This window comes from Martinezella sp. CNPSo 3732 (assembly GCF_057784515.1).
Map to the genome: position 1 here is coordinate 259,947 of NZ_JBXSOO010000002.1, position 25,264 is coordinate 285,210.

28 protein-coding genes are annotated in these 25,264 nt (G+C 60.0%); 12 read left to right on the top strand and 16 right to left on the bottom strand.

All coding sequences use genetic code 11. The features are described 5' to 3' along the window. Positions 1-77: 77 nt before the first annotated feature. The 6 genes from lepB (at position 78) to recO (ending at position 4,887) form a co-directional block, all read left to right on the top strand. On the top strand, positions 78-824 hold the full coding sequence (gene lepB / locus AC13RM_RS06115) for a signal peptidase I (RefSeq protein ID WP_113229506.1): 747 nt from the start codon (positions 78-80) through the stop codon (positions 822-824). Further along, positions 821-1,540, top strand: coding sequence for a ribonuclease III (gene rnc / locus AC13RM_RS06120; protein ID WP_112337959.1), 720 nt, complete (start codon positions 821-823; stop codon positions 1,538-1,540). Before lepB ends, rnc begins: the two co-directional genes overlap by 4 nt. Before the next feature lie 20 nt (positions 1,541-1,560). Further along, positions 1,561-2,505 carry a GTPase Era gene (gene era / locus AC13RM_RS06125; protein ID WP_113229507.1) on the top strand — a complete coding sequence of 315 codons (945 nt, stop codon included), beginning with the start codon at positions 1,561-1,563 and terminating at the stop codon, positions 2,503-2,505. 87 nt (positions 2,506-2,592) lie between these two features. After that, positions 2,593-3,348: a Crp/Fnr family transcriptional regulator gene (locus tag AC13RM_RS06130; protein ID WP_113229508.1), complete on the top strand. Its 756-nt coding sequence runs from the start codon at positions 2,593-2,595 to the stop codon at positions 3,346-3,348. 329 nt (positions 3,349-3,677) lie between these two features. Next, positions 3,678-4,049 (top strand): response regulator, encoded by a 372-nt coding sequence (locus AC13RM_RS06135; RefSeq protein WP_440479717.1) that lies wholly within the window; start codon positions 3,678-3,680, stop codon positions 4,047-4,049. 58 nt (positions 4,050-4,107) lie between these two features. Further along, positions 4,108-4,887 (top strand): DNA repair protein RecO, encoded by a 780-nt coding sequence (gene recO / locus AC13RM_RS06140; protein ID WP_374816086.1) that lies wholly within the window; start codon positions 4,108-4,110, stop codon positions 4,885-4,887. A gap of 30 nt (positions 4,888-4,917) precedes the next feature. Here recO and AC13RM_RS06145 read toward each other — a convergent pair whose 3' ends face one another. From AC13RM_RS06145 to AC13RM_RS06155, 3 genes are all read right to left on the bottom strand, one after another. Further along, positions 4,918-5,766: an MOSC domain-containing protein gene (locus AC13RM_RS06145; RefSeq protein ID WP_488554701.1), complete on the bottom strand. Its 849-nt coding sequence runs from the start codon at positions 5,764-5,766 to the stop codon at positions 4,918-4,920. A 9-nt stretch (positions 5,767-5,775) separates the two neighbouring features. Next, complete coding sequence (locus AC13RM_RS06150; RefSeq protein WP_440479719.1) at positions 5,776-6,429, bottom strand: HD domain-containing protein; 654 nt, start codon at positions 6,427-6,429, stop codon at positions 5,776-5,778. 70 nt (positions 6,430-6,499) lie between these two features. Then, on the bottom strand, positions 6,500-9,262 hold the full coding sequence (locus AC13RM_RS06155) for a DUF2339 domain-containing protein (RefSeq protein WP_488554702.1): 2,763 nt from the start codon (positions 9,260-9,262) through the stop codon (positions 6,500-6,502). 292 nt (positions 9,263-9,554) lie between these two features. Between AC13RM_RS06155 and AC13RM_RS06160 the strand changes: the two genes are divergently transcribed. The 3 genes from AC13RM_RS06160 to AC13RM_RS06170 all read left to right on the top strand — a co-directional run bounded on the left by AC13RM_RS06160 (position 9,555) and on the right by AC13RM_RS06170 (position 11,457). Beyond that, entirely contained in the window at positions 9,555-9,893 is a 339-nt protein-coding gene (locus AC13RM_RS06160; RefSeq protein ID WP_488554703.1) for a hypothetical protein, read from the top strand. A gap of 147 nt (positions 9,894-10,040) precedes the next feature. Beyond that, positions 10,041-10,553: a superoxide dismutase family protein gene (locus tag AC13RM_RS06165; protein WP_113229514.1), complete on the top strand. Its 513-nt coding sequence runs from the start codon at positions 10,041-10,043 to the stop codon at positions 10,551-10,553. Between the two features lie 241 nt (positions 10,554-10,794). Continuing rightward, on the top strand, positions 10,795-11,457 hold the full coding sequence (locus AC13RM_RS06170) for an EF-hand domain-containing protein (RefSeq protein WP_488554704.1): 663 nt from the start codon (positions 10,795-10,797) through the stop codon (positions 11,455-11,457). Between the two features lie 54 nt (positions 11,458-11,511). Here AC13RM_RS06170 and AC13RM_RS06175 read toward each other — a convergent pair whose 3' ends face one another. From AC13RM_RS06175 to AC13RM_RS06205, 7 genes are all read right to left on the bottom strand, one after another. Continuing rightward, complete coding sequence (locus AC13RM_RS06175) at positions 11,512-12,045, bottom strand: tyrosine phosphatase family protein (RefSeq protein WP_488554705.1); 534 nt, start codon at positions 12,043-12,045, stop codon at positions 11,512-11,514. After that, positions 12,042-12,659 carry a YfbR-like 5'-deoxynucleotidase gene (locus tag AC13RM_RS06180; RefSeq protein ID WP_488554706.1) on the bottom strand — a complete coding sequence of 206 codons (618 nt, stop codon included), beginning with the start codon at positions 12,657-12,659 and terminating at the stop codon, positions 12,042-12,044. Before AC13RM_RS06180 ends, AC13RM_RS06175 begins: the two co-directional genes overlap by 4 nt. Continuing rightward, complete coding sequence (gene ygfZ / locus AC13RM_RS06185) at positions 12,656-13,495, bottom strand: CAF17-like 4Fe-4S cluster assembly/insertion protein YgfZ (protein ID WP_285173558.1); 840 nt, start codon at positions 13,493-13,495, stop codon at positions 12,656-12,658. The genes AC13RM_RS06180 and ygfZ overlap by 4 nt, the downstream gene beginning before the upstream one ends. Positions 13,496-13,671: 176 nt before the next feature. Further along, entirely contained in the window at positions 13,672-14,430 is a 759-nt protein-coding gene (locus AC13RM_RS06190; protein WP_285173556.1) for a hypothetical protein, read from the bottom strand. Between the two features lie 16 nt (positions 14,431-14,446). Continuing rightward, positions 14,447-14,704, bottom strand: a complete 258-nt coding sequence (locus AC13RM_RS06195) for a hypothetical protein (protein ID WP_034507811.1) — start codon at positions 14,702-14,704, stop codon at positions 14,447-14,449. 104 nt (positions 14,705-14,808) lie between these two features. Beyond that, positions 14,809-15,243, bottom strand: coding sequence for a TIGR02301 family protein (locus tag AC13RM_RS06200; protein WP_113229671.1), 435 nt, complete (start codon positions 15,241-15,243; stop codon positions 14,809-14,811). Between the two features lie 94 nt (positions 15,244-15,337). After that, positions 15,338-15,757: an NUDIX hydrolase gene (locus tag AC13RM_RS06205; protein ID WP_113229519.1), complete on the bottom strand. Its 420-nt coding sequence runs from the start codon at positions 15,755-15,757 to the stop codon at positions 15,338-15,340. A 163-nt stretch (positions 15,758-15,920) separates the two neighbouring features. Here AC13RM_RS06205 and AC13RM_RS06210 point away from each other — a divergent pair, with 163 nt between their 5' ends. Both AC13RM_RS06210 and AC13RM_RS06215 read left to right on the top strand, forming a co-directional pair. Beyond that, entirely contained in the window at positions 15,921-16,241 is a 321-nt protein-coding gene (locus AC13RM_RS06210; RefSeq protein WP_113229520.1) for a YnfA family protein, read from the top strand. 43 nt (positions 16,242-16,284) lie between these two features. Beyond that, the gene (locus tag AC13RM_RS06215) at positions 16,285-17,049 is read left to right on the top strand and encodes an SOS response-associated peptidase (RefSeq protein WP_488554707.1); all 765 of its coding nucleotides are present in this window, start codon (positions 16,285-16,287) and stop codon (positions 17,047-17,049) included. Positions 17,050-17,124: 75 nt separating this feature from the next. On the opposite strand, the gene AC13RM_RS06220 is transcribed toward AC13RM_RS06215, so the two are convergent. From AC13RM_RS06220 to AC13RM_RS06245, 6 genes are all read right to left on the bottom strand, one after another. Next, positions 17,125-17,265, bottom strand: a complete 141-nt coding sequence (locus tag AC13RM_RS06220) for a hypothetical protein (protein ID WP_015339320.1) — start codon at positions 17,263-17,265, stop codon at positions 17,125-17,127. A 327-nt stretch (positions 17,266-17,592) separates the two neighbouring features. Further along, a complete protein-coding gene (gene pssA / locus AC13RM_RS06225) occupies positions 17,593-18,453 on the bottom strand; it encodes a CDP-diacylglycerol--serine O-phosphatidyltransferase (protein ID WP_095434375.1) in 861 nt (286 codons plus the stop codon). A 20-nt stretch (positions 18,454-18,473) separates the two neighbouring features. Next, positions 18,474-19,172, bottom strand: a complete 699-nt coding sequence (locus AC13RM_RS06230; protein ID WP_488554708.1) for a phosphatidylserine decarboxylase — start codon at positions 19,170-19,172, stop codon at positions 18,474-18,476. A gap of 305 nt (positions 19,173-19,477) precedes the next feature. Then, a complete protein-coding gene (locus AC13RM_RS06235; RefSeq protein ID WP_113229523.1) occupies positions 19,478-20,176 on the bottom strand; it encodes an acid phosphatase in 699 nt (232 codons plus the stop codon). 133 nt (positions 20,177-20,309) lie between these two features. Continuing rightward, positions 20,310-22,196 (bottom strand): ABCB family ABC transporter ATP-binding protein/permease, encoded by a 1,887-nt coding sequence (locus tag AC13RM_RS06240; RefSeq protein ID WP_488554709.1) that lies wholly within the window; start codon positions 22,194-22,196, stop codon positions 20,310-20,312. Positions 22,197-22,401: 205 nt separating this feature from the next. Continuing rightward, the gene (locus AC13RM_RS06245) at positions 22,402-24,468 is read right to left on the bottom strand and encodes a LysM peptidoglycan-binding domain-containing protein (RefSeq protein ID WP_374816112.1); all 2,067 of its coding nucleotides are present in this window, start codon (positions 24,466-24,468) and stop codon (positions 22,402-22,404) included. A 155-nt stretch (positions 24,469-24,623) separates the two neighbouring features. Between AC13RM_RS06245 and AC13RM_RS06250 the strand changes: the two genes are divergently transcribed. After that, a complete protein-coding gene (locus AC13RM_RS06250) occupies positions 24,624-25,247 on the top strand; it encodes an LOG family protein (protein WP_113229673.1) in 624 nt (207 codons plus the stop codon). Positions 25,248-25,264 lie beyond the last annotated feature (17 nt).

Sequence of the window (25,264 nt, forward strand, 5' to 3'; positions counted from 1 at the left end):
GCCGCGATGATGTGAAGCGAGTAGACAGTGCCTGAATATAAGTGCGCCGGTGGGGTGCGAAAAAGGAATAAGACTGCGTGTCCGAGAAAGCCGTAAAACAGCAGAACGCCCTGTGGGAGAACATCAAGGTCATCGTTCAGGCGCTTGTCCTAGCCATGATCATCCGCACATTTCTCTTTCAGCCATTCACCATCCCGTCAGGCTCGATGATGCCGACGCTTCTTGTCGGCGATTACATCTTCGTCAACAAGTTCGCCTACGGCTATTCCAAGTATTCAATGCCGTTCTCGCCGGATCTGTTCAGCGGCCGCATCTTGGGCAGCGAGCCAAAGCGTGGCGACGTCGTGGTTTTCCGCTTCCCGCCAAATCCTGATGTCGACTACATCAAGCGCGTGATCGGTCTGCCGGGCGACCGCATCCAGGTCAAGAACGACATCCTCTACATCAACGGTCAGGCCGTTCCGCGCGAGCCGCACGGCACCTTCTCGTCGGACTATAGCCAAGAGCCGGGCGACAACATCGCCGTCTATAGCGAGCGTCTGCCGGATACCGGCAAGGTCTTTGACACGCTGGATCTCTCGCCGAATTCGCGTGGCGACAACACTCAGGAATATGTCGTTCCGCCGGGCCATTATTTCATGATGGGCGACAATCGCGACAATTCCGACGACAGCCGTTTCGATGTCGGCTATGTCCCTGCCGAGAACCTGATCGGCCGCGCCAGCATCATCTTCTTCTCGCTGGGTCACGATACCTCGTTCCGTGAAATCTGGAAATGGCCGACCAACATGCGTTGGGACCGTATTTTCAAGGTTGTCGAATGACGAAGGCGCAGACGCTCTCCCAGGCGGATCGTGCCAGGCTTGAGGTCGTTATCGGCCACGAATTCGCCGAAAAGGAGCGTCTCGACCGCGCGCTGACCCATGCCAGCGCGCGGACGCACAAGACGGGCAACTATGAACGGCTGGAATTTCTCGGCGACCGTGTTCTTGGCCTCTGTATCGCAGAATTGCTTTTCAAGACCTTCGGTGCGGCGACGGAAGGCGAACTTTCGGTGCGTCTCAACCAGCTGGTGAGTGCAGAGACCTGCGCCGAAGTCGCCGATGAGATGGAGCTGCATCTTTACATCCGCACTGGCGCCGACGTGAAGAAACTGACGGGCAAGCGCATGCTGAACGTGCGCGCCGATGTCGTCGAAAGCCTGATTGCCGCGCTCTATCTGGATGGCGGGCTCGAAGTCGCCCGCGCGTTCATCCTGCGTTTCTGGGAGCGCCGCGCTATTCGGCCGGAAGGCGCAAGGCGCGACGCGAAGACGGAATTGCAGGAATGGGCGCATGCGAAATTCGGCGTCACCCCGGTCTACAGGGTTGATGATCGTAGCGGACCGGATCATGATCCACGCTTCACTGTGACGGTAGAAGTGAAGGGAACAGCGCCTGAAACGGGAATAGAACGGTCCAAGCGTGCGGCCGAACAGATGGCGGCGACACGGATCCTGGAACGCGAAGGTATATGGCAGCCTCAGTTGACTGAGAAGTGACTGCCGGAGAATAGTGGAAAATGACCAATCAGCAGGACACGCCCGCCGAAGACGGCGCGGTTGAACATATTGGCCCAACGCATTCGGGCTTCGTCGCTCTTATCGGCCCCACTAATGCCGGTAAGTCGACGTTGGTCAATCGGCTCGTGGGCGCAAAGGTCTCGATCGTCAGCCACAAGGTGCAGACGACGCGCGCCATCGTGCGCGGCATTGCCATTCACAACAACGCGCAGATCGTCTTCATGGACACGCCCGGCATCTTCAAGCCGCGCCGCCGGCTTGATCGCGCCATGGTGACGTCCGCTTGGGGCGGAGCCAAGGATGCCGACCTCATCATGCTGTTGATCGACAGCGAACGTGGTCTGCGCGGCGATGCTGAGGCCATCCTGGAAGGACTGAAGGACGTTTCCCAGCCGAAGATCCTGGTCTTGAACAAAATCGACCGCGTCCGCCGCGAGGACCTGCTGGCGCTTGCTGCCGCCGCCAACGAGAAGATCGCTTTCGAGCAGACCTTCATGATCTCGGCGGAGAACGGCTCTGGCTGCGACGACGTGATGGACTATCTGGCAAAGACCCTACCGGAAGGTCCCTGGTATTATCCTGAGGATCAGATTTCGGACCTGCCGATGCGCCAGCTCGCCGCCGAAATTACCCGGGAAAAGCTTTTTCTGCGCCTGCACCAGGAGCTTCCCTATTCCTCGCATGTCGAGACCGAGAAATGGGAAGAGCGCAAGGATGGCTCGGTTCGCATCGAACAGGTGATCTATGTCGAGCGCGATAGCCAGAAGAAGATTGCGCTCGGCAAAGGTGGCGAGACGATCAAGGCGATTTCGACCGCGTCGCGCAAGGAACTCTCCGAAATTCTGGAGCAGCCCGTGCACCTCTTCCTCTTCATCAAGGTCCGTGAAAACTGGGGCGATGACCCCGAGCGCTTCCGAGAAATGGGCCTCGACTTCCCGCATTGATCTGCGCTTGCGTTCCTCGAACGCTTTATATTACAGTGGCTTATAGGGGCATATTCTGTTTGCCGCTGTAATTTGAGGGGTTGTATCATGGCGAAGGCAGCCGGGACGGTCCATGGACGGCGCACGCCTTGCCAGCAATGTCCGCTGAGATCCCTGCCTCATTTCCGAGAGTTCGAGCGTGACGAGCTGAATTTCATCAGCGGCTTCAAGAAGGGTGAGCTTCTTGTCGATGCCGGTGCCACGATCTTCCTCGAAGGCGCGCATAGCGCTCACCTTTTCACCATCCTCTCCGGCTGGGGCTTCCGGTACAAGACACTGGAAGACGGCCGCCGCCAGATCCTGAACTACGTAATGCCCGGCGATCTCATCGGATTGCAGGGGTCGATCATGGGCGAGATGCAGCATTCGACGGAAGCGCTCTCGCCAATATCGCTCTGTGTTTTCGAGCGCACGGAACTGATGACGCTCTATAATTCTCATGCCTCGCTGGCCTATGATCTGACCTGGATCGCATCGCGCGAGGAGCGGATTCTCGATGAGCATCTGCTGAGCATCGGCCGCCGCTCCGCGATGGAGCGGGCAGCCTATCTCATCGCATATCTGCACCAGCGCGCCAGCACTCTGCGCCTTTTCAACGGCAGCAAGGTCATCCCCATCACGCAGCAGCATGTCGCCGATACGCTCGGCCTTTCGGTCGTCCATACCAATAAGACCTTGAAAAAACTGGCGGCCCGAGGGTTGCTCCTTTGGCAGGAGAGGGGCTGCGAGGTTCTGGATGGGAAGGGGCTTGCAGAACTTGCGGGCTGGGACGGTTTTGATTCGGGCAAGCGCCCCTTCATCTGAGTTCGGTCTTTTGACAGACGGCATGTCTTTTTTAAATGCCGACAAGAACTGTATCAGCATAGACTATCGTCATCGTCACTTTTCTACCAGTTTCACCTTTTACTAACCCCGGCTGAAGAAGCGATTGGAGCATGGTGACGAGCCCATAGTACCGCAGTGCAAAAAGTGCGAAGCGGGTTGGAGGCAAAGTCATGCCACAAGAGACTGAGCCAAGACGGATGGAGCAAACCATCCATTCAATACGGGCCGATGATTGGCGCCGGAGGGATAGATGCGGGACTTTTTACGGGCGGCGCCGGTGGGCGTATGCGTACAAGGATGGCGCTGATATGACGTTTCAGCGCGTGCTTATACTGGAAGACAATCTCATTATTGCAATGGAGACCGAGGAAATCCTTCGTCTTGTAGGCATTCAGCAGATTGAGATTGCTTCGAATCTGGAACAGGCGGTCAACGCGATCCATTCCGAACATTATGATTTTGCGATGCTTGACGTGAATCTCGGGGAGTCGACGAGTTTCGGCTTTGCCCGATTGCTGATAGAACGCGGCATTTCCTTCGGCTTCGTCAGCGGTTATTCCGATACGCTCGATTTTCCGGCCGATCTGCGGCATGTGCCGCTTTTGAACAAGCCTTTCGATGAGCAATCCATGCGCCTCTTCGTCGAGACGCTGGCCGGCAACTCTCCGCTCGCCATGTGACAGCGGCAGCCATTTGTCCTAAACTCGAATCGCAGAAATTTTTCGGGGCAGCCGGCCAATGCAATGGCAGGACCATGCGATCATTCTGGGTGTCAAACGTCTCGGCGAGACCAGCGTCGTCGCCGAGGTGATGACGCGTGCCCGTGGTCGCCATATGGGACTGGTGCGGTCCGGCCGCTCGCGTGCCATGCAGCCGGTACTGCAGGCCGGCAATCTCGTCGAAGTCACCTGGCGGGCGAGACTGCATGAGCATCTCGGCGAATTTCGCATGGAGCCGGTGACACTGAGGGCTGCACGGCTGATGGAGACAGCAACCGCCGTCTATGGCGTGCAGGCGATGGCCGCTTTGCTGCGGCTGCTGCCGGAGCGTGATCCGCATCCACATCTCTACGATGCGCTCGATGTCATCCTTGAAAACCTGCAGAATCCCGCAGATGCCGGCGAACTCTTCGTGCGCTTCGAGCTTGCCGTGCTGAACGATCTTGGTTTCGGCCTCGATTTGACGGAATGTGCGGCAACCGGCGTGCGCGAGGATCTGGCTTTCGTCTCGCCGAAGTCCGGCCGCGCCGTTTGCCGGGCGGCCGGCATGCCCTGGGCGGACAAGATGTTGGCATTGCCGCCGTTTTTGACGACCGGAGCCATGATAGCCGCGGATCGGGAAAGCCTTTCCGCCGCCTTCCGGCTGACCGGCTACTTTCTGCATCGCCACGTCTACGAGCCGCGTGGCATCGAGATCGCCGCGGCGCGCGACGGTTTCATGCAGGCCGCCTTGAAGGCGGTTGCTGTCGCTTCGCTGAACGAGGGCATCGCATCGCTGGGCCTTGTCGCCAAAGGCTGAGCTGGAAAAGACCTGCACATAGGATCAGTTTTAGCGCCGCTTGAGCGCCCAGCCCTCCGGCCGCTCTTCGAGCACCGTCACCGCATCGCCGATCTTCACCGAGCCTTCGCCGCGCGGTACGGCGTTCCAGCCGAAGAGCGGGCCGGGGACACGCCGGTCGGCGGACATGCGGACGCGGCCCATGGCGGGCATGGGGTTCGGTACGTCACGCGAGCCCGTCTGCTGATCCTGCGTCGTCATGATGCAGCGCGAGCAAGGCTTGACAAGATCGAGACGGATGCCGCCGATTTCGATGGCGGCCCAGCGATCCTCCGGCCACTCCTCGTCGATATCGATGACGATGTTGGGCCGGAAGCGTTCCATGCCGACCGCGCCTTCGCCGTGAGCGGCGAGATCGGCGTTGAGCGCCTTCAGCGAGCCGGTGGTGGTGACCAGAATCTGATAGCCATCGACAAAAGTGACGGGCGTATCCTCGCCCGCCCATTCCGGGTTGGCGATGCGGTTGGCAAGCCTGTCGAAGAAGACCATTTTGACTTCGCGGCCCATCCATGTCGATAAAGCCTTGTTGGTGTCCTCGTCGGCAACGGATGCGTTGACGGCCGATTTCCAGACGATGATGTTCATGCGGTTGTCGGGGTGTGGCGGCGGCACGATGATGTCGGATTTGCCCTCCATCTTCAGACGCAGATGGGAAGGCGCCGACTGGATATCGATCCGCGCCAATGCCTGCAATTCGCGCTGGGTAATGAAGTTGCCCGAGGGATCGACCAGCATGGCGCGGCGATCACCCGCAAGACCGAAAGCATCGATGGCCGCCGACGGAATGGCGATGCCGCGGGCGCTCTTAAGAGGATAAATGAAAAGATCGCTGACGCGCATGGGTGGCCCTCAGATTTCGTCGATGAACATTGCCAGCACGGTCTTCAGCCGGTCATGCCGTGAACCGGCAAACCTGGCTCCGGTCTCTGTCTGGAATCCATCCGCCAGTTTGAACAGCTTTGTCTCGAAATGGTCAATGGCGAAGCGCTTGTCGTCAAGCGGCCGCTCTGTCGCAAGCGGATCGAAGGGGTCGTAAAGGCCGGAGCCGAGACGGCCTGCAATGTAGAAGCAACGTGCCGCACCGACCATGCCGATCGCATCCAGCCGGTCGGCATCCTGCAGGGTCTTCGCTTCCAGTGTTTCCGGCGGCAGGTTGGCGGAGAAACTATGCGTGGTGATCGCATGCGCGGCGGCCGCGATATCTTCTTCCGACCAGCCGAGCTGTCGCAGGATGCCCGAAGCTTTCTCGGCCGCAAGCCGCGAGGCCTGCGCGCGATGCGGCGAATTCTTTTCGACGGCGACGCAATCATGCAGCAGCACGGCTGCGGCGAGAATGCGCGCATTGCCGCCTTCTTCGGCCTGGATGGCCATGGCATTGCGGAAGACGCGCAGGATATGGGCAATATCATGCGAACCATCATCACCATCCGCTGCGTAGGGGATGAGATCCGCAGCCAGCGCTTCGAACGGGGCAAAGGCCCGCGCCATCTTGTCAGTATCCATTGTTGCGCTTGCTCCGGAATGATCAGTCGGCAGGTTCTTTCTTCCTACCGGGCGAATGGATTCGCCGCAATCACTCCGTCGCCTTCTTGCGCGTCAGGATCCTCTGGTAGAATAGGCCGATACCGATCAGCACGGCGCCGAGGCCGATGAACGACAGCGCCCGCAGGAAGCCTTCAAGGTTCGCCATGTCGATCAGGAAGGCCTTGACGACGGCAATGAAGACCAGCACCGCCGAGGCGATGCGCAGGCTCCGTGCCTCGAAGCGGGCGCCGAGCCCGAGAAGCGCGATGCCGATCAGCAGCCAGACGACGGAATAGGAATAGAGTTCGCCCTGAATGAAGCCGTTCCAGAAGGGAATGTACTCACCCTGCCAGAAGCGGCGCACTGACAAGGTTGCCCATGCGAAGGCCATCACGGCCGCCGCGACCGCCAGCATGCCGACATAGGGCAGAGGACGACGGTTGCGGGCAAAGAGCGCCAGGCCGCCATAAGCGATACCAGGCAGGAGATAGGCGAGCAGCAACAGGTTGAAGAGCGGGATACGACCCGTGCTCTCGCCCGTCATGAATGGGTTCAGACCTAGCAGATGCAGGGTGAGGATCATGAAGACCGAAGCGACGCCGAGGGCCATGCCGCCATAGCGGAAGACAGGGTTTGCGGCGCTGAGATCGAGCGCCATCAGCGTCGCCGAGGCACCGATTGCCAGCAGCGTATAGATCGACTGTTCCCCGAGCGTTGGAGCCGCATCGTTCAGAACGCCGCCGTTCATGGCGTGGCGCACGAGGATGGCGATCGTCAACAACACGAGGAAGCAGGCGAGCGCCTGTAAAGCGTTGCGCAGCCGCAGGCTCGGCGAATCACGCGTGATGAACGCCGCAAGGACGGCAAGGGCGGCCGGAATGCCGTAACCGGCAAGCAGCATGTTGAAGACCGGCGTCGTCCCAAGTTCCGACGGATCGACGATCGTCGGCTGCCAGGCGATGCGCCCCATGGCGATGACGAGCGCGGCAACCATGGTCCAGGGCAGAACGAGCCAATTGCGCAAGCGCCCCGCCAAAAAATAGGCGATACCGAGAATCGGCAGCAGGATCGTCGCGGTGGCATGATGCGCAAGCGTATGCAGGGCGAAGACGGCCGCGGCAAACGAGCCGGCCGCGAGGATGTTCGTCGGCAGGTTCAGCTCTTCGCGGTCGCGGCGATCCTGCCATTCGGCAAGCCCGATGAGAACTAGTGCCAGTCCGATTCCGTAGAGCCCATGCAGCCAGTCGAGCGTCCAGTTGCCGAAATTGACGAAGCTGATCGTGGCGATCGCCAGCGGCGTAGCGGCCATCACAAGGCTCCAAAGCGCAGCATAGGGTTTCTCATGCGCGGCAAAGCGTCGGAGGAAGAAGGCGCCGATCAATACGAAGAGGGCGCCGAGGCCGAGCACTTCATAGAGCACCGTGCTCTGCAGGCTGGCGGTGCCGTCCGTAGCCGTGGATTCGAACCCGGCAATCCAGTTGGTCAGAATGCCGGACGCGCCGACGACGGCAACAAGCGCGGACAGGATCGTTGCCCAGGCCGCGTGCAGGCGACCGGCACCGAAGGCCGCAACCGCCGCAACGATCGCTGCGAACATGAACGTGGCGTCGACAATAGGATATCCCTGTTGAAGGCTGTAGGTGATGAGGCAGAGAGATACCGTGAGCGCACCGATCGCGGCCGTCAGCGTCATGCCGAGGGGCTGTCGGGCGAGAAATGCCGCCCATTCCATGCCGGCGCTTACTCGCTGGGGCATATCTTCGGCCGGTGTCGTTGTTGCGTCTTCTTTCTCCGCTTCTGAGATCGGATAGCGCCCCGGCCAAAGGAAGATGGTACCGCCGATCATGGCCAGCATGGTAAGCGTAACCGGCGTCAGATCAACGGCGGTGCTGAAGGTGATGTAGAGCAGGGGCCAGAGGCTCAGTAGCCCATTCGCGAGGGATGGGACAATCACCCAGCGGCGCAGGCGGGACGCCAAGAGGGTCGCAAGCCAGGTCAGAACGAGATAACTGAAGAGGATCCACGGCCTTGGCGCGTTCGAAGCGATCAGGGCGGGAGTTGCCATCGACGCCAGCAGGCCGAGGCCGGCAAGCGCCTGTCCATGCAACAGCGATAGGCCGAGCGTGGCAAGCGAGATCAACGCGAGAAGAATGAAGGCGGTCGGGGGGCTGATGAACTCGTAGATGGCATGTGACGCATAGGTGGAGCCGAACAGGGCGACGACGCCGGCTGCCGTGAGCACGCCGGGGATCATCGCATTCTGGAAGGCATTGTTCAGAACCGGCGCGGCGCGGCGACGGATCACTTCGCCGGCGGCAATCAGGACGAGACCGAAGAGCGCGGCAAGAACAAGCCGGATACCAGGGCTGAGAAGACCACTCTCGATCGAATATTTGACCATGAAGATGCCGCCGAACGCCAGCGCAATGCCGCCGACCCAGACGGCCCAGCGTGCACCGATCGTGCTCTCCAGGCTTTCCTTGGTCTGCACGGATGTCTGGGCGGCAAGAGGGTCGGCCTCTTCCTCGACCGCATCCGCGACATTGTTTGCGGCGAGGACCGGCTGCTCGATATCAGGCGTGGAAGTGGCTTCGATCGCTGCTTTCGGCTCCCCTTCGACAGGCTGCGTCGCAGCAAGAGCCGCCGAATCCGCCGAGGGGATCGATTCGCCCGTTTCCGCCGTCAGCACCTTGCCCGTGAGAGCATTTTGCAGCTCCTGAACGCGCGCTTCCAGCTGCTTTATCCTTAGGTTGTGGCCTCGCAGTACCAGGATGCCGACGACCAGGATGACGAGCGGTAACAATTCCATCATGCCTTCTCCATGGGCGATCATCCGTAGCATATACGAAACCGCCCGCCGGGTAAGGTCGGATAGTCAGATTCCCCTATGATTCCAGTGGATTATACCGGATTATCTTATAACGGATTGCAAAGGAAACATTAGGAGATTCAGATTTACCACTTGGGACCTATGGTTAATACTCATTAACAATTTGTCTTTACCGGCAGCGCGAAGCAGCTTAAAAGCGAGTTCATAGTCCAACTCTGAATGTATTGCGTACAAACGACGTCGCATGAGGCGGCTCCTACCCTAGGAGGTTTGTATGTCCCATGTTTCTTCCGTATCCAACAACTCTTACCCGTATCGTGGCACGCTTTCGCGCCTCGATTCGAATGGCGATGGCCTTTTGAGCCAAGAGGAACGCGCGGTGGACGAGCGCCCCGGCATCCTCGAGGCTAACAATACCGACGCTGCTGGCGATGGTTCGAGCGGTGCATTGAGCGGCCTGATTGCCAAGCTCATGCAATTGCCGAGCGCCGATACCGCCTCTACGGTCAAGTCACCGGAATCCAGTGTCAATTTCGACCTGGATCTGCTGTCGCCGATGGAGGCCTACAACAGCACATACGGCCAGTATGACGTCGACAGCATGGCGGCCTGACAAGCACGTCCATCCGATGTAGGGCGACCTGCCGGAATGCCGGCAAGTCGCCTTATCTTTTTGATTAGGGCCATTTTTTCCATTCGCCGGAACCCTCATGCCCGCCGCGCGTTGGGCAATTGCCACGCAGAACAGGGAGGGTGTTCCATGAAGCGGATGACGATCGTTGCAATTCTTGCCCTTGCTGCAGCCGCGCCCGCGGCAGCGCAAACTCAAAGTCAAAACACCGCCACTGCTGATTTCGTCGGCATCGACGGTAAACAAGCCGGCCGAGCGACGTTGACCGAGGGCAAAAAGGGCGTGTTGATCGAGATGGAAGTGTCCGGCATGCCCGCCAATCGCTGGGTCGCCTTCCACATCCATGAAAATAGCCGTTGCGACCATACGCACGGCTTCGAGTCAGCCGGTGGTCATTTCAATCCCACCAAGGCGGAACATGGCTTTCTCGCCGCCAACGGCCCGCATGCCGGCGATATGCCCAACCAATATGTCGATCAGGATGGCAAGCTGCGCGCCCAGGTCTTCAATGGCATGGTGTCGCTGAACGGCAAGAACGGCATCCGCGGCCGCACGCTGATGATCCATGCCGACTCGGACGACTACCGCAGCCAGCCCGTCGGCGGCGCCGGCAAGCGCCTGGCATGTGCGGTCATTCAATAGGAAGCCGGTCGATACGAAAGCGAAGATGATTCGCGCCACTGAAGCGGCGAATGCCAAGCAGCGGTTGTTCTCGCTGCGTAGGCGCCCACCGGCGATATGATTCCATGTCTGTCAATTATGGTTAATCGTGAACTAACACCGATCTTCAACCGGCAGGGCAAACAGATCTATTCTCTCTGCAGATGACTAAGCGTGCCGGGGTCTATCAAACACGCGATGGCATTTGCCGTAGGAGATTTGGATGAGCGGGGTTTCTTCAATTGGAAGCAGCATGACGGCTGCCTCGTACAGTCCCCTGGATAAGAATCAGGATGGCGTCGTCGATGCTCAGGAGCTGCAGGAGGCGGCCCAGTCCGGGCTTCTGTCGGCGAGCATTCTCAGCGATGAGGATAGTAACGGCAGCAGCGATCCCAGCGCGACGAATGTCTTTTCCGGCAATCTGGCCTCGATGCTGTTACAGATGCAGCAGAACAGCCAGTCGAGCGGTTCTACGTCGGCCGAGGGCTCTTCCGGCGAATCGCCTATGGACCAGCTGTTTGCCAGCCTGGACACTGACAAGGACGGCAAAGTCTCGCAGGACGCGTTCGTTGCTGGCCGTCCGAAGGATATGCGCGCGAGCGATGCTGAAAACCTGTTCAAGAGCCTTGATACACAAAACGCCGGCTCCCTGACGAAAGATCAGTTCGCCGAGGGCCTCGATGCCCTGAAATCGTCGGATGCTTCAGCCGCCGATATGCTGTCGCTGGAGCCCGATACGAGCGACAGTAGTCCAGCGGATGCTGCGACGTTTACCAAGGATCAGGCGCTGAGTGTCTTGCTGAACGACATGCAGGATCCGTCGTCGCTTTATCAGAATACTTATGGTCAGTATGACCCGGATCAAACGGGTGGCGTCGCCGCGTAATCGCGGCGGTTCATTGTTGTGAAACGAGCGGAGATTGCGAAACGCGTCTCCGTTTCAAGTGCCAGTGCTCAAGTCGGCCAAGGGCAGCATGAAAGGCGCGTTGCCGTCAGTGCCTGCACCACGCCCGATCTCTTTGACTGCAGCAACCAGACGCCCGCGGCGTCCAAGCATGTCGTCGCCGATGGCGACCAGTCGGGCATTCGGCGTGGCGAATGGCGAGCTCGCGCGCAGGCGGCGTACCAGCACTAGATCGTCTTCTTCCGGGTGAACGGACAGAGCCGCGATCAGTGCTGCCGCGGGCGACCGCGAGACGCCCATCCAGCAATGGATGAGCAAGGGCGCGCTACGATCCCAGCCAGTCGCGAAATCGATGATGGCGCGAACATGCGTTTCCTGCGGGGCGACGAGATCGCCGGTTCCGGCAAAGCTGATGTCGTTCATATTGAGCAGCAGATGCCGGTCCGCCTGGATGACCGCGGGACGGTGAAAGCTGTGCTCCTTGGCCATCAGGCTGATCATCTCGCGCGCGCCATGGCGCACGGCTATTTCGGCGATGCGCGCAAGCGGCGATATGACGATCGCGGTCACGCTCCAACCCTCATGGTAGCGCGCTCTGCCTCGATCGCTTCGAAGCGCTTGAGAAACAACCGCTGCGCCTCGACTGCCGGCATAGGGTCGATCGGCAGCATCTCGCGCGTGATGTCGCGCGGCTGGCCGAAGAATTTGCGGGCTTCATCGGGCGTGAAGCCGGCGAGCAGTGTCGCCTCGAAATAGGCAGAGATCGTATCGGCCTTCTTGATCTTTTCCTTGAGTTTCGGCGCGCAATGCGGAGGCAGGGCGAAGCGCCGGTAGATGGCTGCTTCGAGCCGCTTCTCCACGAGCTTGTAATCACCGCCGACGACGGACTTGAACGGTGAGATCATGTCGCCGATCACATATTCCGGTGCGTCATGCAGCAAGGCGGCAAGCAGTTCGTCAGGCGTTGCCGGATTGAGATGGCGAAAGATCGCCTCCACCACAAGGCTGTGTTGCGCCACCGAAAAGGCATGCTCGCCGGAGGTCTGGCCGTTCCAGCGTGCGACACGGGCAAGTCCATGCGCGATGTCGCTGATCTCGACATCGAGCGGCGAGGGGTCGAGCAGGTCGAGCCTGCGTCCGGATAACATGCGCTGCCAGGCGCGCGCGGCCGTCGCCGATGTCATGCCGACGCCTCGTCGGCGCGGGTGGGGAAGGAGAGGCCGGACCAGACCGGAAGAGACGCGGTGACGTCGACCTCGCCAGCCTTTATCGGAACCTCTTCGGCGATGGCTTCGCCGGCCCGGTCTATGCGGACGATGGCAAGGCCCATATTGCCGGCGGTCGAGCCGAGCGTTCCGATCGGCTTGCTGCCGACAATCAATTCCGTACCGGGAGGCGGCAACTCGGCGCTGCCGTTGACGATGACGACACGCCTGCGCGCCGTTCCGCGATGGTGCATGCGGGAAACCACTTCCTGACCGATATAGCAGCCCTTGCGGAAGCCTAGCCCGCCGTTCAGATCCATCAGCACATCATGCGGGAACGCGTCCTGCAATGCGAAATCGCGGCCGGAAACGGCGATGCCGTTGGCGATCCGCAGCGCATCATAAAGTGCCTCGGGGTCGCTGCCGTGCTCGCCGGGCGTCCGGGTCAGCACAATTTCCGCCTTGGCGAAGCGGCTGTCCTTCGGTCCATGCGTTGCGTCATCTCCCCACGCGACCGTAACGCCCTGGGTATCCTCCGCGACGAAATCGACCTTGGCGCGCAGGCGATACATGGTGAGACGCTTCAGCAGAGCCTCCCGCTGTGCCGTGTCAGTTTCGAGTAGAAATCCTGTGCCATCTCGCCAGATCATGAAGTCGAACAGGATCTTGCCCTGCGGGGTCAGCAGCGCGCCCGGGCGCGCCTCGTCGGTGCCGAGCGAGGCAAGATCGGTGGTGATGAGATTGTGCAGGAACGTCTCCGCCTCCGCGCCGGCAATGCGGATGAAGGAGCGCTCTCTCAGGAATACGGCTGACATGATGGTTCCGCTGATTTGACCTAAAGCACGTTGCGATCTTTCAGATCGCTTCCTGCGCTTCAGGTCTTTGATCTTGCGCATGTCGTTGCCGCAAAACCGTTGCGCACTTTTGCGCGACATGCTTCATCACGCAGAGGTAGGGCCTTCGGCGGGGAACCGCAAGTTCCCCCTTCGGATCATTCGCCCGAGGTGAAGAATTTCCAGCGGCCGTCCGGCGTGATGCCGACGCGATAAAAATTATAACCGCCGAATTCCAGCATGTCGGCATAATCGCCGGCCGTCACGATGCGCATCAGATCGACCTTCTCCGGCGTGGAGAGCGTTTTGATGTCCTTCTCGGCGAAATAAGGCCAGACATAGACCTCATCAGGGGTTCCCTGGCCGACATGGGCGAAGCCCGTCGACATGATATCGAGGAGGATGGACAGGATCTCGATGCCGTCTGGATCGCCTGAAAGGTCATGCAGCGTCTTGATCGGATCTTCGCCGGGGTCGTCGGCGGTAACCTGCGTCTGCTTCAGGCCCGCCCCGATATTCATCAGCGGGCGCAGGCGTTCTAAATCACCGGAAGCGGCGGCCTCGACGATCGCCGCGCGCAGCTTCTTTACCGGCTCCGGCGCCTTGTCGATATCGTAGAGGAATTCGACCGATTTGCCGGTACTGGAAGCGCCACTACTGCTCTGGGCGGCCTGCTTGTTGATCAATGGATCGGGCGCCGGCAGCGCATTGTTGGCGGGTGCTTCCAACGCCTGCTCGATCGGCTTCTCGTTCTTCTGCTGTACGGACTGTGCTGTATCTTTCGCCTGGGGGGCTGGCGGATTGAGCTGAGAAAAGGCGCTGGCCGGTAGCGGCAGGACCGTGCTGCCCAAAAACAGGGTTACGGCAGCGAAGGAGGCAATGGAACAGGTGAGCGCATTGCCTGAAAAGATACGCATTAGCAATCTCTGGTTGTTATTGCAGGGTGCGGTTCGGAGAGAATTCGCCAGCGAGCATGCGTTCACGCAGTGATTCGAGCAAGGCTTCAGCGCCCTGTTCCCCTTGAATCCGGATCGTCTCGCGAATCGCGTGTGCGATGGCTGCGTCGGCGATGATTTCGGGCTCGATGCCATCTGCCATGCCATCGGCCCAAGCTTCATTCTGGTATTCCAGCGCTGCCTGCATCTTTTCATGAACGATCATGTCGTCGATTTCGTTCAGGCTGGTTTCCATTGTTTCTTTCCTCGAGACGTTCATGTCCTTACCACTTGCTTAATAACTCTATCAGCCTTTTCCCAAAACGACACGGCTCGCTATGAAAAGAGGTTAATAAATCGTCAATTTCCAAAGCGTGCGGTGATTTCTGTCGCCAGTGTTGCACCTTCGTTACGGTATCGCTCTTCCGCGGTGCGGGCCTGCGGCGTGCAATTCGTGTAAACCGATGCAAAGGACCGATATCCACGGTTGAAGGCCGCAGTGAGCCTTTCCTTTCGTTTCGGCTCGCTTTTGGTCTCCGTGTCGAGCAAGTGCTGCATGTCGCCGCGCCATCCGTCTTCCCGCGTCGGGCTGCATAGATTGCGCAGATAGTCGATCGAGCCGAGAATTTCGGAGAGCCGGGAGAGCTGCTCATCATAGGGCGCAGGCTGCTCGGCATTCGCATTATCGGCCGCCTGTGCCGGTGGTGCGCTTGCTGCCGGCTGTGCCGCAGCCGGGAAGGCTGCGGCAAGCGCGATGCAGATCAGAAGCGGTCGGCCAAGGCTGTTATGAATCATGTAACCATGTTGACCGGACAAGCATGACGGGAACAAGGCGCGGCAGGTGGTTTCCACGCCGATATTGCTCAGCATCGTTAATTTCGGCGCCGAGCTATGCGTTTTTTGCAGCAAGTCGTTCCACACATTCGAGCACACTGGCCGGAACGGGCAGGGTGCGCAACTCCTCCAGCGTGTACCAGCCGATGGCAGCCGCATCGTCGGCGGCTTCGGCGACCGCATCCTCATCGGCGTCCACAAGGAAGACCGAAAGCAGGAAATGGCTCGTCAGCGTTCCGTCTGCCGCATGGGAGCGCAGGTCGTAAGTCTCGAACAGGCGAGGATTGCGCGCAGATATGCCCGTCTCCTCCTTGAATTCGCGCAGCGCCGCCTCGGCCGGTGTCTCTCCTTCTTCGGCCCGCCCTCCCGGAAAGGCGTACATATCGGCGGACGGCGGGTTGCTGCGCAACACCAAGAGGAAGCGACCATTGCGTTCGAGAATGGCAGAGGACGCGGGGCGAGGATTGGAGGTCATGGATCGCTTTACATTCGGATAGGAAAATTGATGCGCGATGGCGATGAGCCATCTGCGGCCATTTCTACAGGAAACGGCACTTGCTGTCCCACGGGAAAGCCCCTTAACTCGCTCCCGGCCGAAGCGACGATTCTCAATGCGCCGAATATAAGGACGATCGGGGATGATCTACGGGCTATATGCTTTGGCGGCTCTCGCCGAAATAGCGGGCTGCTTTGCCTTCTGGGCGTGGTTGCGTCTGTCGAAGCCCGTCTGGTGGCTCGCACCCGGCCTCGTCTCGCTGGCGCTCTTTGCCTGGCTGCTTGCACTGGTGCCGAGCGAGGCGGCCGGGCGCACCTTTGCTGCCTATGGCGGCGTCTATATCGTTGCCTCCATTCTCTGGCTCTGGCTCGCCGAAGGGCGGCTGCCGGACCGGTGGGATATTTCTGGAGCCGCCATCTGCCTTGCCGGCGCGGGGATCATTCTCTTCGGTCCACGCGGCTGACCTTGGGCTTGACCCGCCGCTTCTCGGATGCAAAACAGACCCAATGTGCGGACGTTTCGCTTTGACATCGACGGCAGACCAGGTGGGCGAAGCGCTCGGCGTCCTGCTGAACGAGGCTTTTCCCGCGCGCTATAATATCGCGCCGACGCAGCCGATCCTCGTTGTTATCTCTGGCGACAGGCAGCGGCCGGGCAGCAACCTGCCGGATCGCCGAGCCTTACTCGTGCGCTGGGGCTTTATGCCCGACTGGGTGAAGGATCCCAAGGAATTCCCGCTGCTGATCAACGCGCGGGCGGAAACGGCCATCGGCAAGGCATCCTTTCGCGCGGCCATGCGCCATCGCCGCATCCTCGTTCCGGCGTCCGGCTTCTACGAATGGCATCGACCGCCGAAGGAAAGCGGTGAAAAGCCGCAAGCCTACTGGATTCGGCCCCGCAGTGGCGGCGTCATCGCCTTTGCCGGGCTGATGGAAACCTGGTCGTCCGCGGACGGTTCGGAAGTCGATACGGGTGCGATCCTGACGACGGCGGCAAACAGCGCTATTCGATCCATTCATGACCGAATGCCCGTCGTCATCAAGCCGGAGGATTTCGCCCGCTGGCTCGATTGCAAGACGCAAGAGCCTCGCGATGTCCTTGATCTGATGAAGCCGGTCCAGGAGGATTTTTTCGAGGCGATCCCCGTTTCGGATCGCGTCAACAAGGTTGCCAATATGGGGCCGGATGTGCAGAAACCCGTGACGCTCGATCCGGTCAGGAAGCCGCCGAAGAAGGCGGATCCGGATAATGGCCAGCTAAGCCTTCTCTGAGCGGCCGCCATTCGGCGGCCAGTGACCGGAAATGCTGCCTGCCGATATTGGTCGGCGGCGGCCAGAACCATAGTCTCAGGCGATCTTCTTCTTGAGCGGCTTCGTCTTCAGCATCAGATGCGCCGCAAGAACGGCCTTCAGGCCCAGCGGACGATAGTGCTTGCTGGGATCGATCTTTGCCTGCGGTTGTGCCGGCTGGTCTTTCTTCTGCGTCATGTTTCACTCCTCACCATGCTCCCCCGGAGCATTTTTCGATTCACAGTCGAGTAGTGCTTTTTGTCGTAAATCATGACAAATCGAAGGCGTTTTCCAATCAGCTTTTGTAAACAACGACCATATTTCGAGAGATTAGCGTCGAAACCTCGTGTAGAATCCGCACTGCCGCAATGTTTGAATCTGAGGAAATATCCCGCCGAGCCGGCTTCCCATTGCGCCGATCAGCGATCGTCATGTCTCTGATTGATAAGGGAGACTTACAGACTAGCGGTTGCAGCGCTGCGGTGCCGCCAGAGGACTGTTGTGCAGCGGTTTGATATGCCGGCGCTAGATATGCCGGCCGATATCGTCGTTGGAATCGTCGACATTGGGATCGGCGGGGCCATTGATGGTGTAGGTGCCGTATTTCTTCGCCCAGGAGCGTGCGCCGAAGGGCAGGGACAGCAAATAGATGACGACGGTCACGACCATGACATGCCACGTATAGCTCATCAGCAACGCGACATAGACGACAAGGCCGAGCATGATCGGCAGCACCAGATCGCGCCTTACGCCATTGCCTTCCGATTTGCCGGACCATACGGGCAGGCGGCTGACCAGCAGGAAGCCGATGAGAACGGTGTAGGCGGCACCCCATAAGGCGAAGGTGCGGTCCGGCGTCAGGCCGAGAAAGCCGAGATAAACAGGCGCCAGCACCAGCATGGCGCCGGCAGGCGCGGGTACGCCGACGAAGTATTCTGATTGCCAAGACGCCTTATGCTCGCGCTCGGCCATGACGTTGAAGCGCGCAAGCCGCAGTCCGGCGGCGATCGTATAGATCAGCGCCGCGATCCAGCCGAGCGAGCGGGCCTGATCGAGGAGGAACACGTAGACGACGAGCGCCGGGGCAACGCCGAAGTTGACGATGTCGGCGAGCGAATCCATCTGCGCGCCGAATTTCGAGGTGGCCTTCATCAGTCGCGCGACGCGCCCGTCGATGCCGTCGAGGAAGGCAGCGACCAGCACGGCCACGACGGCGAGTTCGTAGCGATTTTCGAAAGCGAGGCGAATGCCCGTCAGACCCGAGCAGATTGCCAGCACGGTGATCATGTTCGGCACGATCAGCCGCAACGGAATTTCCCGGAGACGCGGTCCGCGCGCTTCGTCGTTGGGCCCGTGCGGCTCGAAAGGCGGAAAAGGCGTCTTCATCTCGCTCGTATTCCTACACTTCAGCTACGGCGGCTAATGGTTGCGCCTTTGTCCGAACCGAATTCGGCAATGACGGTTTCACCGGCGATCGCCCGCTGGCCGACGGCAACGCGCGGCGAAGCACCTTCCGGCAGGAAGACATCGAGGCGCGAGCCGAAGCGGATGAGACCGATGCGCTCGCCGGCATCCAGCGGCTCGTTCGGATGGACGAAGCAAAGAATGCGGCGGGCAACGAGGCCGGCAATCTGCACGACGCCGATTTCGCCATGCTTTGTTTCGATGACAAGGCCGTTGCGTTCATTCTGTTCGCTGGCCTTGTCGAGTTCGGCATTGAGGAAGCTGCCCTGGCGATAGGCGACGTTTGTGATGCGGCCGCGCATCGGCGAACGGTTCACATGGCAATCGAAGACGTTCATGAAGATCGAGATGCGCAGCATCGGCTGGCTGCCGAGGTTGAGCTCGGCCGGCGGCGTCACCATTTGCACGCTCGAAACCTTGCCGTCTGCCGGCGATATCGTCAGATCATCGTCCTGAGGTGTCATGCGTTCGGGATCGCGGAAGAAATAGGCGCACCACAGCGTCAGGATCAGGCCGATCCAGAAGAGCGGCTTGAAGATCCAACCGAGCACCAGCGACGCGACGAAGAAGCCTGCAACGAAGGGATAGCCCTCCTTGTGTACGGGAACGATGACATTGCGTACGCTGTTCATCAAGCTCATCTATGGCCTACTCCGTTAGGGCATTCCCGTCAGGAACCAACTTTCGGTCCTCGACAAGATCATGCCAGTCAAAAGAATGAGAACAAGATAAGCGGTCTTGCTCTGAATACCAGTCGAGCGTGACTACAGGCAAACTCTGTCATGGGCAATGGTTTCGCGCGCTCGTCCTCAACGCAATCCGCGTCGAGCAAGATGCCAACGTTCCCCTGACTTGAAAAGTGCGGCCTGTGGAAACCCGTTTGGGACGCAATGAAAAGGCCGCCGATGGCGGCGGCCTCCTGTGTACTGCGTCGGCCGATAGGAAATCAGAGGCCGAGAGCGGCGCGCAGTTCAGCCTTGGCGCCTTCGTACTCGGTCTTGTAGTCATCATGCGTCATGATGGTTTCGGCAATGACGGTGCCTGCGATGCGGCCTGCCTCGATATCGGAAGCATAATGGATGCCGCCGACGATGCGATTATGGCCATATTCCCAGGCGCGGGCCATGATGACGGCACGCTTTTCCGGCACCATGTTGGCAAGCACGATGCCCATCAGCGTGCCGACCGTGGTGTGGCCGGACGGATAGGAGCCGGACTTGGAGAGCGGTACGATCGGCTTGACGAGATCGCTGTAGAGATGCGGGCGCGGGCGCTTCCAGACATCCTTGGCCGGATCGACGACGGCGCCTTCGGTCTCGACGACGCGATCGAAGAAGGCCGAGAACTTCGGCAGGTTTTCCTTGGTGAATTTCGGATTGTCGATGACGTCTGAGAAGCGCCAGACGTTCTCTTCGGCGTCCGCCACGGCGCGAGCCGCCATTTCCGGCGTGCGGGTCACCTGGATCGTCAGGATTTCGCCGAGTTCCGCCTTCATCTGCGCGGAATCATTGGCGGGCGGCGGCGGCAGCAGATCAAGGAGGTTGATCTCCTTGGCATCGGCGAAAGGCTTGGCATCCTCGGCGAAAACCGGCGAGGCCAGGCCGACAACGAGCAACAGGCTTAAAGCTTTGGCAAAAGTACGCATTTAGGGGCTCCGTTGAAAAAGACCCTCGTACCTAGCAAGCTGTCATCTCAGTCTCGTGACAACAATCGGTGCATAACCGCCGCGTTCCCCCGCTTGCCATCGGGGCGCAGAATGCAACGTCTCTCGGGCTTTCTCACTTTGCCGGTGCCAGCCGGTCGATAACGCCCAGATCGTCACTCTCACGCACTTGCTTCAGATGCTCCTCGGCCTGCGTCGCCTCGCGCTGGCGGTTCCACATGGAGGCGTAGAGGCCGTTTCGCGCCAGAAGATCGGCATGTGTGCCACGCTCGGCGATGACGCCGCTTTTCAGCACGATGATCTCATCCGCGCCGATGACGGTCGACAGACGATGCGCGATGACAAGCGTCGTGCGGTTCTTGGAGACGACGTCGAGGGCGGCCTGTATTTCGCGCTCGGTCGTCGTATCGAGCGCCGAGGTCGCTTCGTCGAGGATCAGAACCGGCGGCGATTTGAGAACGGTGCGCGCGATCGCCACGCGCTGTTTCTCGCCGCCAGACAATTTGAGGCCGCGTTCGCCGACCTTGGTCTCGAAACCTTCGGGCAGCTGACGGATGAAATCGCCGATCTGGGCGATCTCCGCTGCTCCAGTCACTTCCGCTTCGCTCGCGCCCGGCCGGCCATAGCGGATGTTGTAGGCGATGGTGTCGTTGAAGAGCACGGTATCCTGCGGCACCATACCGATGACCTTGCGCAGGCTTTTCTGCGTGACGGTTCGCAAATCCTGGCCGTCAATGGTGATCGTGCCGCTCTGCACATCATAGAAACGATAGAGCAGGCGCGACAGCGTCGATTTCCCGGCGCCGGAAGGCCCGACGACGGCGACCGTCTTGCCGGCCGGCACCTCGAAGGAGATGCCCTTCAGGATGGGTCGCGCCGGATCATAGGCGAAATGCACGTCCTTGAACGCGATCGCGCCATTGCCGATGACGAGCTCCCTGGCGTCAGGCGCATCGACCACTTCCGGCTGGACTTCGAGCAGGTCGAACATTTCCTCGATATCGGTCAGGCCCTGGCGTATTTCGCGATAGACGAAGCCGATGAAGTTGAGCGGCACGGAGAGCTGCAGCAGCATGGCGTTGATGAAGACGAAATCGCCAACCGTGTGTTGGCCGTTGAGGACCGACCAGCCGGACATGACCATCATCACTGTCGTGCCGAGGCCAAAGATCAAGCCTTGGCCGAAGTTCAGCCAGCCAAGTGACGTCCAGACGCTGGTGGCTGCCTTTTCATATCGCTCCATCGATTGATCGAAGCGTCTGGCTTCCATCTCCTCATTGCCAAAATATTTGACTGTCTCGAAGTTCAGCAGCGAATCGATCGCCTTGGTGTTGGCGTCGGTGTCGCTGTTGTTCATCGTCCGGCGGATGGAGATGCGCCAGTCGCTCGCCTTGACGGTGAACCAGATGTAGAGCCAGACCGTGACGGCCGTGACCGCGAGATAGGAAAAACCATAACCGCGCCAGAAGATGATGGCCGTCAGCAGGAATTCGATGAAGGTCGGAAAGGTGTTGAGGATCGTGAAGCGGACGATCGTCTCGATGCCCTTGGTGCCGCGCTCGATGATGCGAGAGAGGCCGCCTGTCTTGCGCTCCAGATGAAAACGCAGCGAGAGCTCGTGCATGTGCACGAAGGTCCTGTAGGCGAGCTGGCGCACCGCATATTGGCCGACGCTTGCAAACAGCGCGTCGCGCAGCTGATTGAGGCCGAGCTGGATCAGGCGTGTCGCGTTCGTGGCGATGATCAAGGCGATGGCGCCGACGAGGAACGCAGGCAGTATGCCTTGCATGTCGAGCTTGCCGTTCAGCGCATCGACGGACCATTTGAAGAAGTAGGGGACCAGCAGTAGGAAGAATTTCGAGACCAGCAGGAAAACGGTCGCCCAGACCACCCGCATCTTCAAATCCATGCGCCCGCTCGGCCACATATAGGGCCAGAGATTGACGATCGTGTTCAATGGATTGCTGGAATCCGCCGATATGGTTTTCTTCTGGCCTGCCATGTCCGTCTCCGGCGAATGATTGGGCAGCCGGGCGTGACAGTCTTTGCACAGCCGACTGGCAAGCCTTCACAGCCAAGACATGGCCATTACGCGAAGGCTATGGGGGTCGGGCGACGCTTATACTATTTTCATACCGTATAAAAGCAGCGGCCAGTCGCTGATGAGCCTGGCCGCGGCCAATGTTCACGATGGACGGTCGTTGCCGCTAGAGATGCTCACCCGAAAGCCGCTTGCGATGAAGCTCCTCGGCATTCGGCAATGCGTCCTTTGGCAGGCCGAAGACCTGTCCCGGCAGGATCCGGTCCGGATTGTTGATCTGGTCCTCGTTGGCCAGATAGATGGTTGTATAGCGCACACCCGCACCGTAGATGCGGCGCGAGATCTGCCACAGCGTATCGCCGCGACGGATGATGACGGCATTGGTGTCCTGCGACAGCGGTGCCTGCTCGATCGTCTTCGGGCCGCTATCGTTGGATGAGACCTCTGTGTTCGGCTGTGCCGGTGCCGTCTGAACAGGCTCCGTGATAACAGCGATCATCTGTTCGAGCCCAGGCAGCGCCGCGCCGACCGATTTCGGATCTTTCGGCAAAGCCACCAAGGTGGCAAGCGCCCTGGAGGCCGCGCTTGAAGCGTCGGCCGCAGCCTTTTTCAGCATAGCACTGGCGCTGATGGTCGGCCGGAATTCCGACAGCGACTTGAGCGCTATTTCCGTGCCGGAGCGGGCGGCTGCGAGCTGTTCAGTATTCGGCTGCTTGCCGTCGGTAAAGAGGCCCTTGAGCAGCGCAAAAGCTTTGCCAGCGCCTTCCTTGAGCTTGGTAAGCTCGCCCTCGTCGAGCGGTACCATGTTTGCCATGGTCGCCTGCGCCTGACCATTGGCGGCGGCGGGTGTCTGCGCCGCGACCGTCACCTGATTGCCTTCGGGGCGCGTGAAGTTGACGCTGGTCCGCACCACCACTTTGCCGGCTCCATCGAGCACGTCGACGCGGATTTTGTGATCGCCGACAGCAAGAGGCATGGGTCCGTCTACGACGAAGTGACCGTCTGCACCCGCGACGTTCTCACCGATCAGCTTGTCGTCGGCATAGGCACGGACTTTTGCATTCGGCTTCGTGGTGCCGGCAACGAAGATATGGTTGTTTTCGATCTCCACCGCGTTGACCATGACGTCTTGATCCGCCTCCACCTTCGCTGCGGGCGGTGTTGCCGCGCCTGCCGCAGGATTGGCGGATGCGATCGCCGTACCATCCTGTTGCGGCTTGGCATCTGCCGTGGCTGCCGGCTTATCCGTCGCTTTGGCCTGTGCGTCGGCTGCCGACGCGTCCTGTTCGCCGGCGGTCACGCGGCCCTGCTTGGCGGAAGGCGCGGTGATGATGCGGCTTGCAGCGCCTGGCTTCGACACCATCGCGAGGACCTGGGTGGAATTGTCCTTCGGCACGGAGACGGTGGCGACTTCCTCGGAATTGACGGCCTTGCCGTCCTTGCCGGTGGCGCGCAGTACCAGTTCGTGATCGCCAGGCGGCAGCGGATTGTCGAGTACGGCGGCAAAGTCGCCGCTCGGGCCGACATTGATCGTCGTGACGACCTTTTCGCCGTCGACGATTTCCAGCTTGGCATTTGGCTCGGCCGAACCGGCGATAACCGTCGAGCCATCCGGCTCGACGCGCAACACGTCGAATGACGGTACGCGAGGATTGGCAGCCGCGTCGGTCTCGGGCGCCTGTTTGCCTGTCAACGCTGCGAAAGCCTTGTCGATCGCCACACTGGCTTCGGCGGGGTTTTCCGGAAGAGATTGGATGATGGCGAGCGCCTTGCCTGCACCGTCCTGCGCTTTCTTAACGAGTCCCGTCGTCGTTGCGTCGATCCCTTCGGGGAGCGCGAAGCCGACGATCGATTGCAGGGCGTTGGTTGCCTTCGTCTTTGCGGCCGTGAAGGTATCCTGGGACGGTACGTTGCCATCCTTGAACAGCGCCTTGAGATCGGCAAGCGAGGTGGTCGCCGCACCCGTAAGCTCGGTCAGCTTCTTGGTGAGGTCTGCGGTGTTGACGGCGGTCGATACGGCATTCTGCGTGGCCTTGGTCGCGTTCTCGGCGGTCTCGCCGGCCTTCTGTGTGTTTTGGTCGATCGTATTCTTCACCGCGTCGCCGGCTTGATTGACCACATTGCCGATCGGGGTCTTGTCGCCGTTGATGCGTGGCATCACGAAAAAGACCATCAACAAGGTCGCCACTGCCAATACCAACAGAGCCAGCCAACCGGCACGGTTCTTCATCATCATTCATCTCCACGCGGCGAAGTCGTCGCAACTCCTGAAATTGCTAGCGATTTCGCCTGCTTTTACAAGCTTTCTCAGCCATTTTCGCATGTCCCGACACAAGTTTTCCTTTGAAAAATCTTGACTGAGCATCTGCAGCATAGTTGTTTGCATTCATGACCGACGATTCCATGCCAATTCGAACCATTTGCGTCTATTGCGGCTCGCGGCCGGGGCGCGATCCCTCCCACATGGCTGCCGGCCGCGAACTGGGCAAAAGCATTGCCGAAAACGGCCTGCGTTTGATCTATGGCGGCGGAACGAAGGGCATCATGGGCGCTGTCGCGAGCGGCGTGCTGTCACACGGCGGTCAGGTCACCGGCATCATTCCGGAATTTCTGGTCGATATGGAAGCGACGCGCCATTCGCTCGGTCAACTCGACGAACTCATCATAACGCCTGATATGCATGCGCGCAAACACGGCATGTTCGAGCGCGCCGACGCCTTCGTGGCATTGCCGGGCGGCATCGGCACCTTGGAAGAGATCGTCGAGATCATGACCTGGGGTCAGCTCGGCCGTCACGAAAAGCCGATGGTCTTCGCCAATATCAACGGTTTCTGGGACCCGATGATGGAACTCATCCGCCATATGACGGAAGAGGGCTTCGTCCATACCGCCCACCGCGTCCAGCCATTGGTTATCGACAAGATCGCCGATATTATCCCGGCCATCCGCAAACACGCCGCCGAGACGCATGGCGACCGGGGCGGCGAAGAGGCCGTGATTTCCAAGCTTTGATTGGGGATCTGCTAACC

Bases quoted from the DNA above. Each gene is read 5' to 3' on its own strand.
- rnc (WP_112337959.1), top strand. From the start codon at position 821: ATGACGAAGGCGCAGACGCTCTCCCAGGCGGATCGTGCCAGGCTTGAG.
- era (WP_113229507.1), top strand. From the start codon at position 1,561: ATGACCAATCAGCAGGACACGCCCGCCGAAGACGGCGCGGTTGAACAT.
- AC13RM_RS06130 (WP_113229508.1), top strand. From the start codon at position 2,593: ATGGCGAAGGCAGCCGGGACGGTCCATGGACGGCGCACGCCTTGCCAG.
- AC13RM_RS06135 (WP_440479717.1), top strand. From the start codon at position 3,678: ATGACGTTTCAGCGCGTGCTTATACTGGAAGACAATCTCATTATTGCA.
- recO (WP_374816086.1), top strand. From the start codon at position 4,108: ATGCAATGGCAGGACCATGCGATCATTCTGGGTGTCAAACGTCTCGGC.
- AC13RM_RS06145 (WP_488554701.1), bottom strand. From the start codon at position 5,766: ATGCGCGTCAGCGATCTTTTCATTTATCCTCTTAAGAGCGCCCGCGGC.
- AC13RM_RS06150 (WP_440479719.1), bottom strand. From the start codon at position 6,429: ATGGATACTGACAAGATGGCGCGGGCCTTTGCCCCGTTCGAAGCGCTG.
- AC13RM_RS06155 (WP_488554702.1), bottom strand. From the start codon at position 9,262: ATGATGGAATTGTTACCGCTCGTCATCCTGGTCGTCGGCATCCTGGTA.
- AC13RM_RS06160 (WP_488554703.1), top strand. From the start codon at position 9,555: ATGTCCCATGTTTCTTCCGTATCCAACAACTCTTACCCGTATCGTGGC.
- AC13RM_RS06165 (WP_113229514.1), top strand. From the start codon at position 10,041: ATGAAGCGGATGACGATCGTTGCAATTCTTGCCCTTGCTGCAGCCGCG.
- AC13RM_RS06170 (WP_488554704.1), top strand. From the start codon at position 10,795: ATGAGCGGGGTTTCTTCAATTGGAAGCAGCATGACGGCTGCCTCGTAC.
- AC13RM_RS06180 (WP_488554706.1), bottom strand. From the start codon at position 12,659: ATGACATCGGCGACGGCCGCGCGCGCCTGGCAGCGCATGTTATCCGGA.
- ygfZ (WP_285173558.1), bottom strand. From the start codon at position 13,495: ATGTCAGCCGTATTCCTGAGAGAGCGCTCCTTCATCCGCATTGCCGGC.
- AC13RM_RS06190 (WP_285173556.1), bottom strand. From the start codon at position 14,430: ATGCGTATCTTTTCAGGCAATGCGCTCACCTGTTCCATTGCCTCCTTC.
- AC13RM_RS06195 (WP_034507811.1), bottom strand. From the start codon at position 14,704: ATGGAAACCAGCCTGAACGAAATCGACGACATGATCGTTCATGAAAAG.
- AC13RM_RS06200 (WP_113229671.1), bottom strand. From the start codon at position 15,243: ATGATTCATAACAGCCTTGGCCGACCGCTTCTGATCTGCATCGCGCTT.
- AC13RM_RS06205 (WP_113229519.1), bottom strand. From the start codon at position 15,757: ATGACCTCCAATCCTCGCCCCGCGTCCTCTGCCATTCTCGAACGCAAT.
- AC13RM_RS06210 (WP_113229520.1), top strand. From the start codon at position 15,921: ATGATCTACGGGCTATATGCTTTGGCGGCTCTCGCCGAAATAGCGGGC.
- AC13RM_RS06215 (WP_488554707.1), top strand. From the start codon at position 16,285: ATGTGCGGACGTTTCGCTTTGACATCGACGGCAGACCAGGTGGGCGAA.
- AC13RM_RS06220 (WP_015339320.1), bottom strand. From the start codon at position 17,265: ATGACGCAGAAGAAAGACCAGCCGGCACAACCGCAGGCAAAGATCGAT.
- pssA (WP_095434375.1), bottom strand. From the start codon at position 18,453: ATGAAGACGCCTTTTCCGCCTTTCGAGCCGCACGGGCCCAACGACGAA.
- AC13RM_RS06230 (WP_488554708.1), bottom strand. From the start codon at position 19,172: ATGAGCTTGATGAACAGCGTACGCAATGTCATCGTTCCCGTACACAAG.
- AC13RM_RS06235 (WP_113229523.1), bottom strand. From the start codon at position 20,176: ATGCGTACTTTTGCCAAAGCTTTAAGCCTGTTGCTCGTTGTCGGCCTG.
- AC13RM_RS06240 (WP_488554709.1), bottom strand. From the start codon at position 22,196: ATGGCAGGCCAGAAGAAAACCATATCGGCGGATTCCAGCAATCCATTG.
- AC13RM_RS06245 (WP_374816112.1), bottom strand. From the start codon at position 24,468: ATGATGAAGAACCGTGCCGGTTGGCTGGCTCTGTTGGTATTGGCAGTG.
- AC13RM_RS06250 (WP_113229673.1), top strand. From the start codon at position 24,624: ATGACCGACGATTCCATGCCAATTCGAACCATTTGCGTCTATTGCGGC.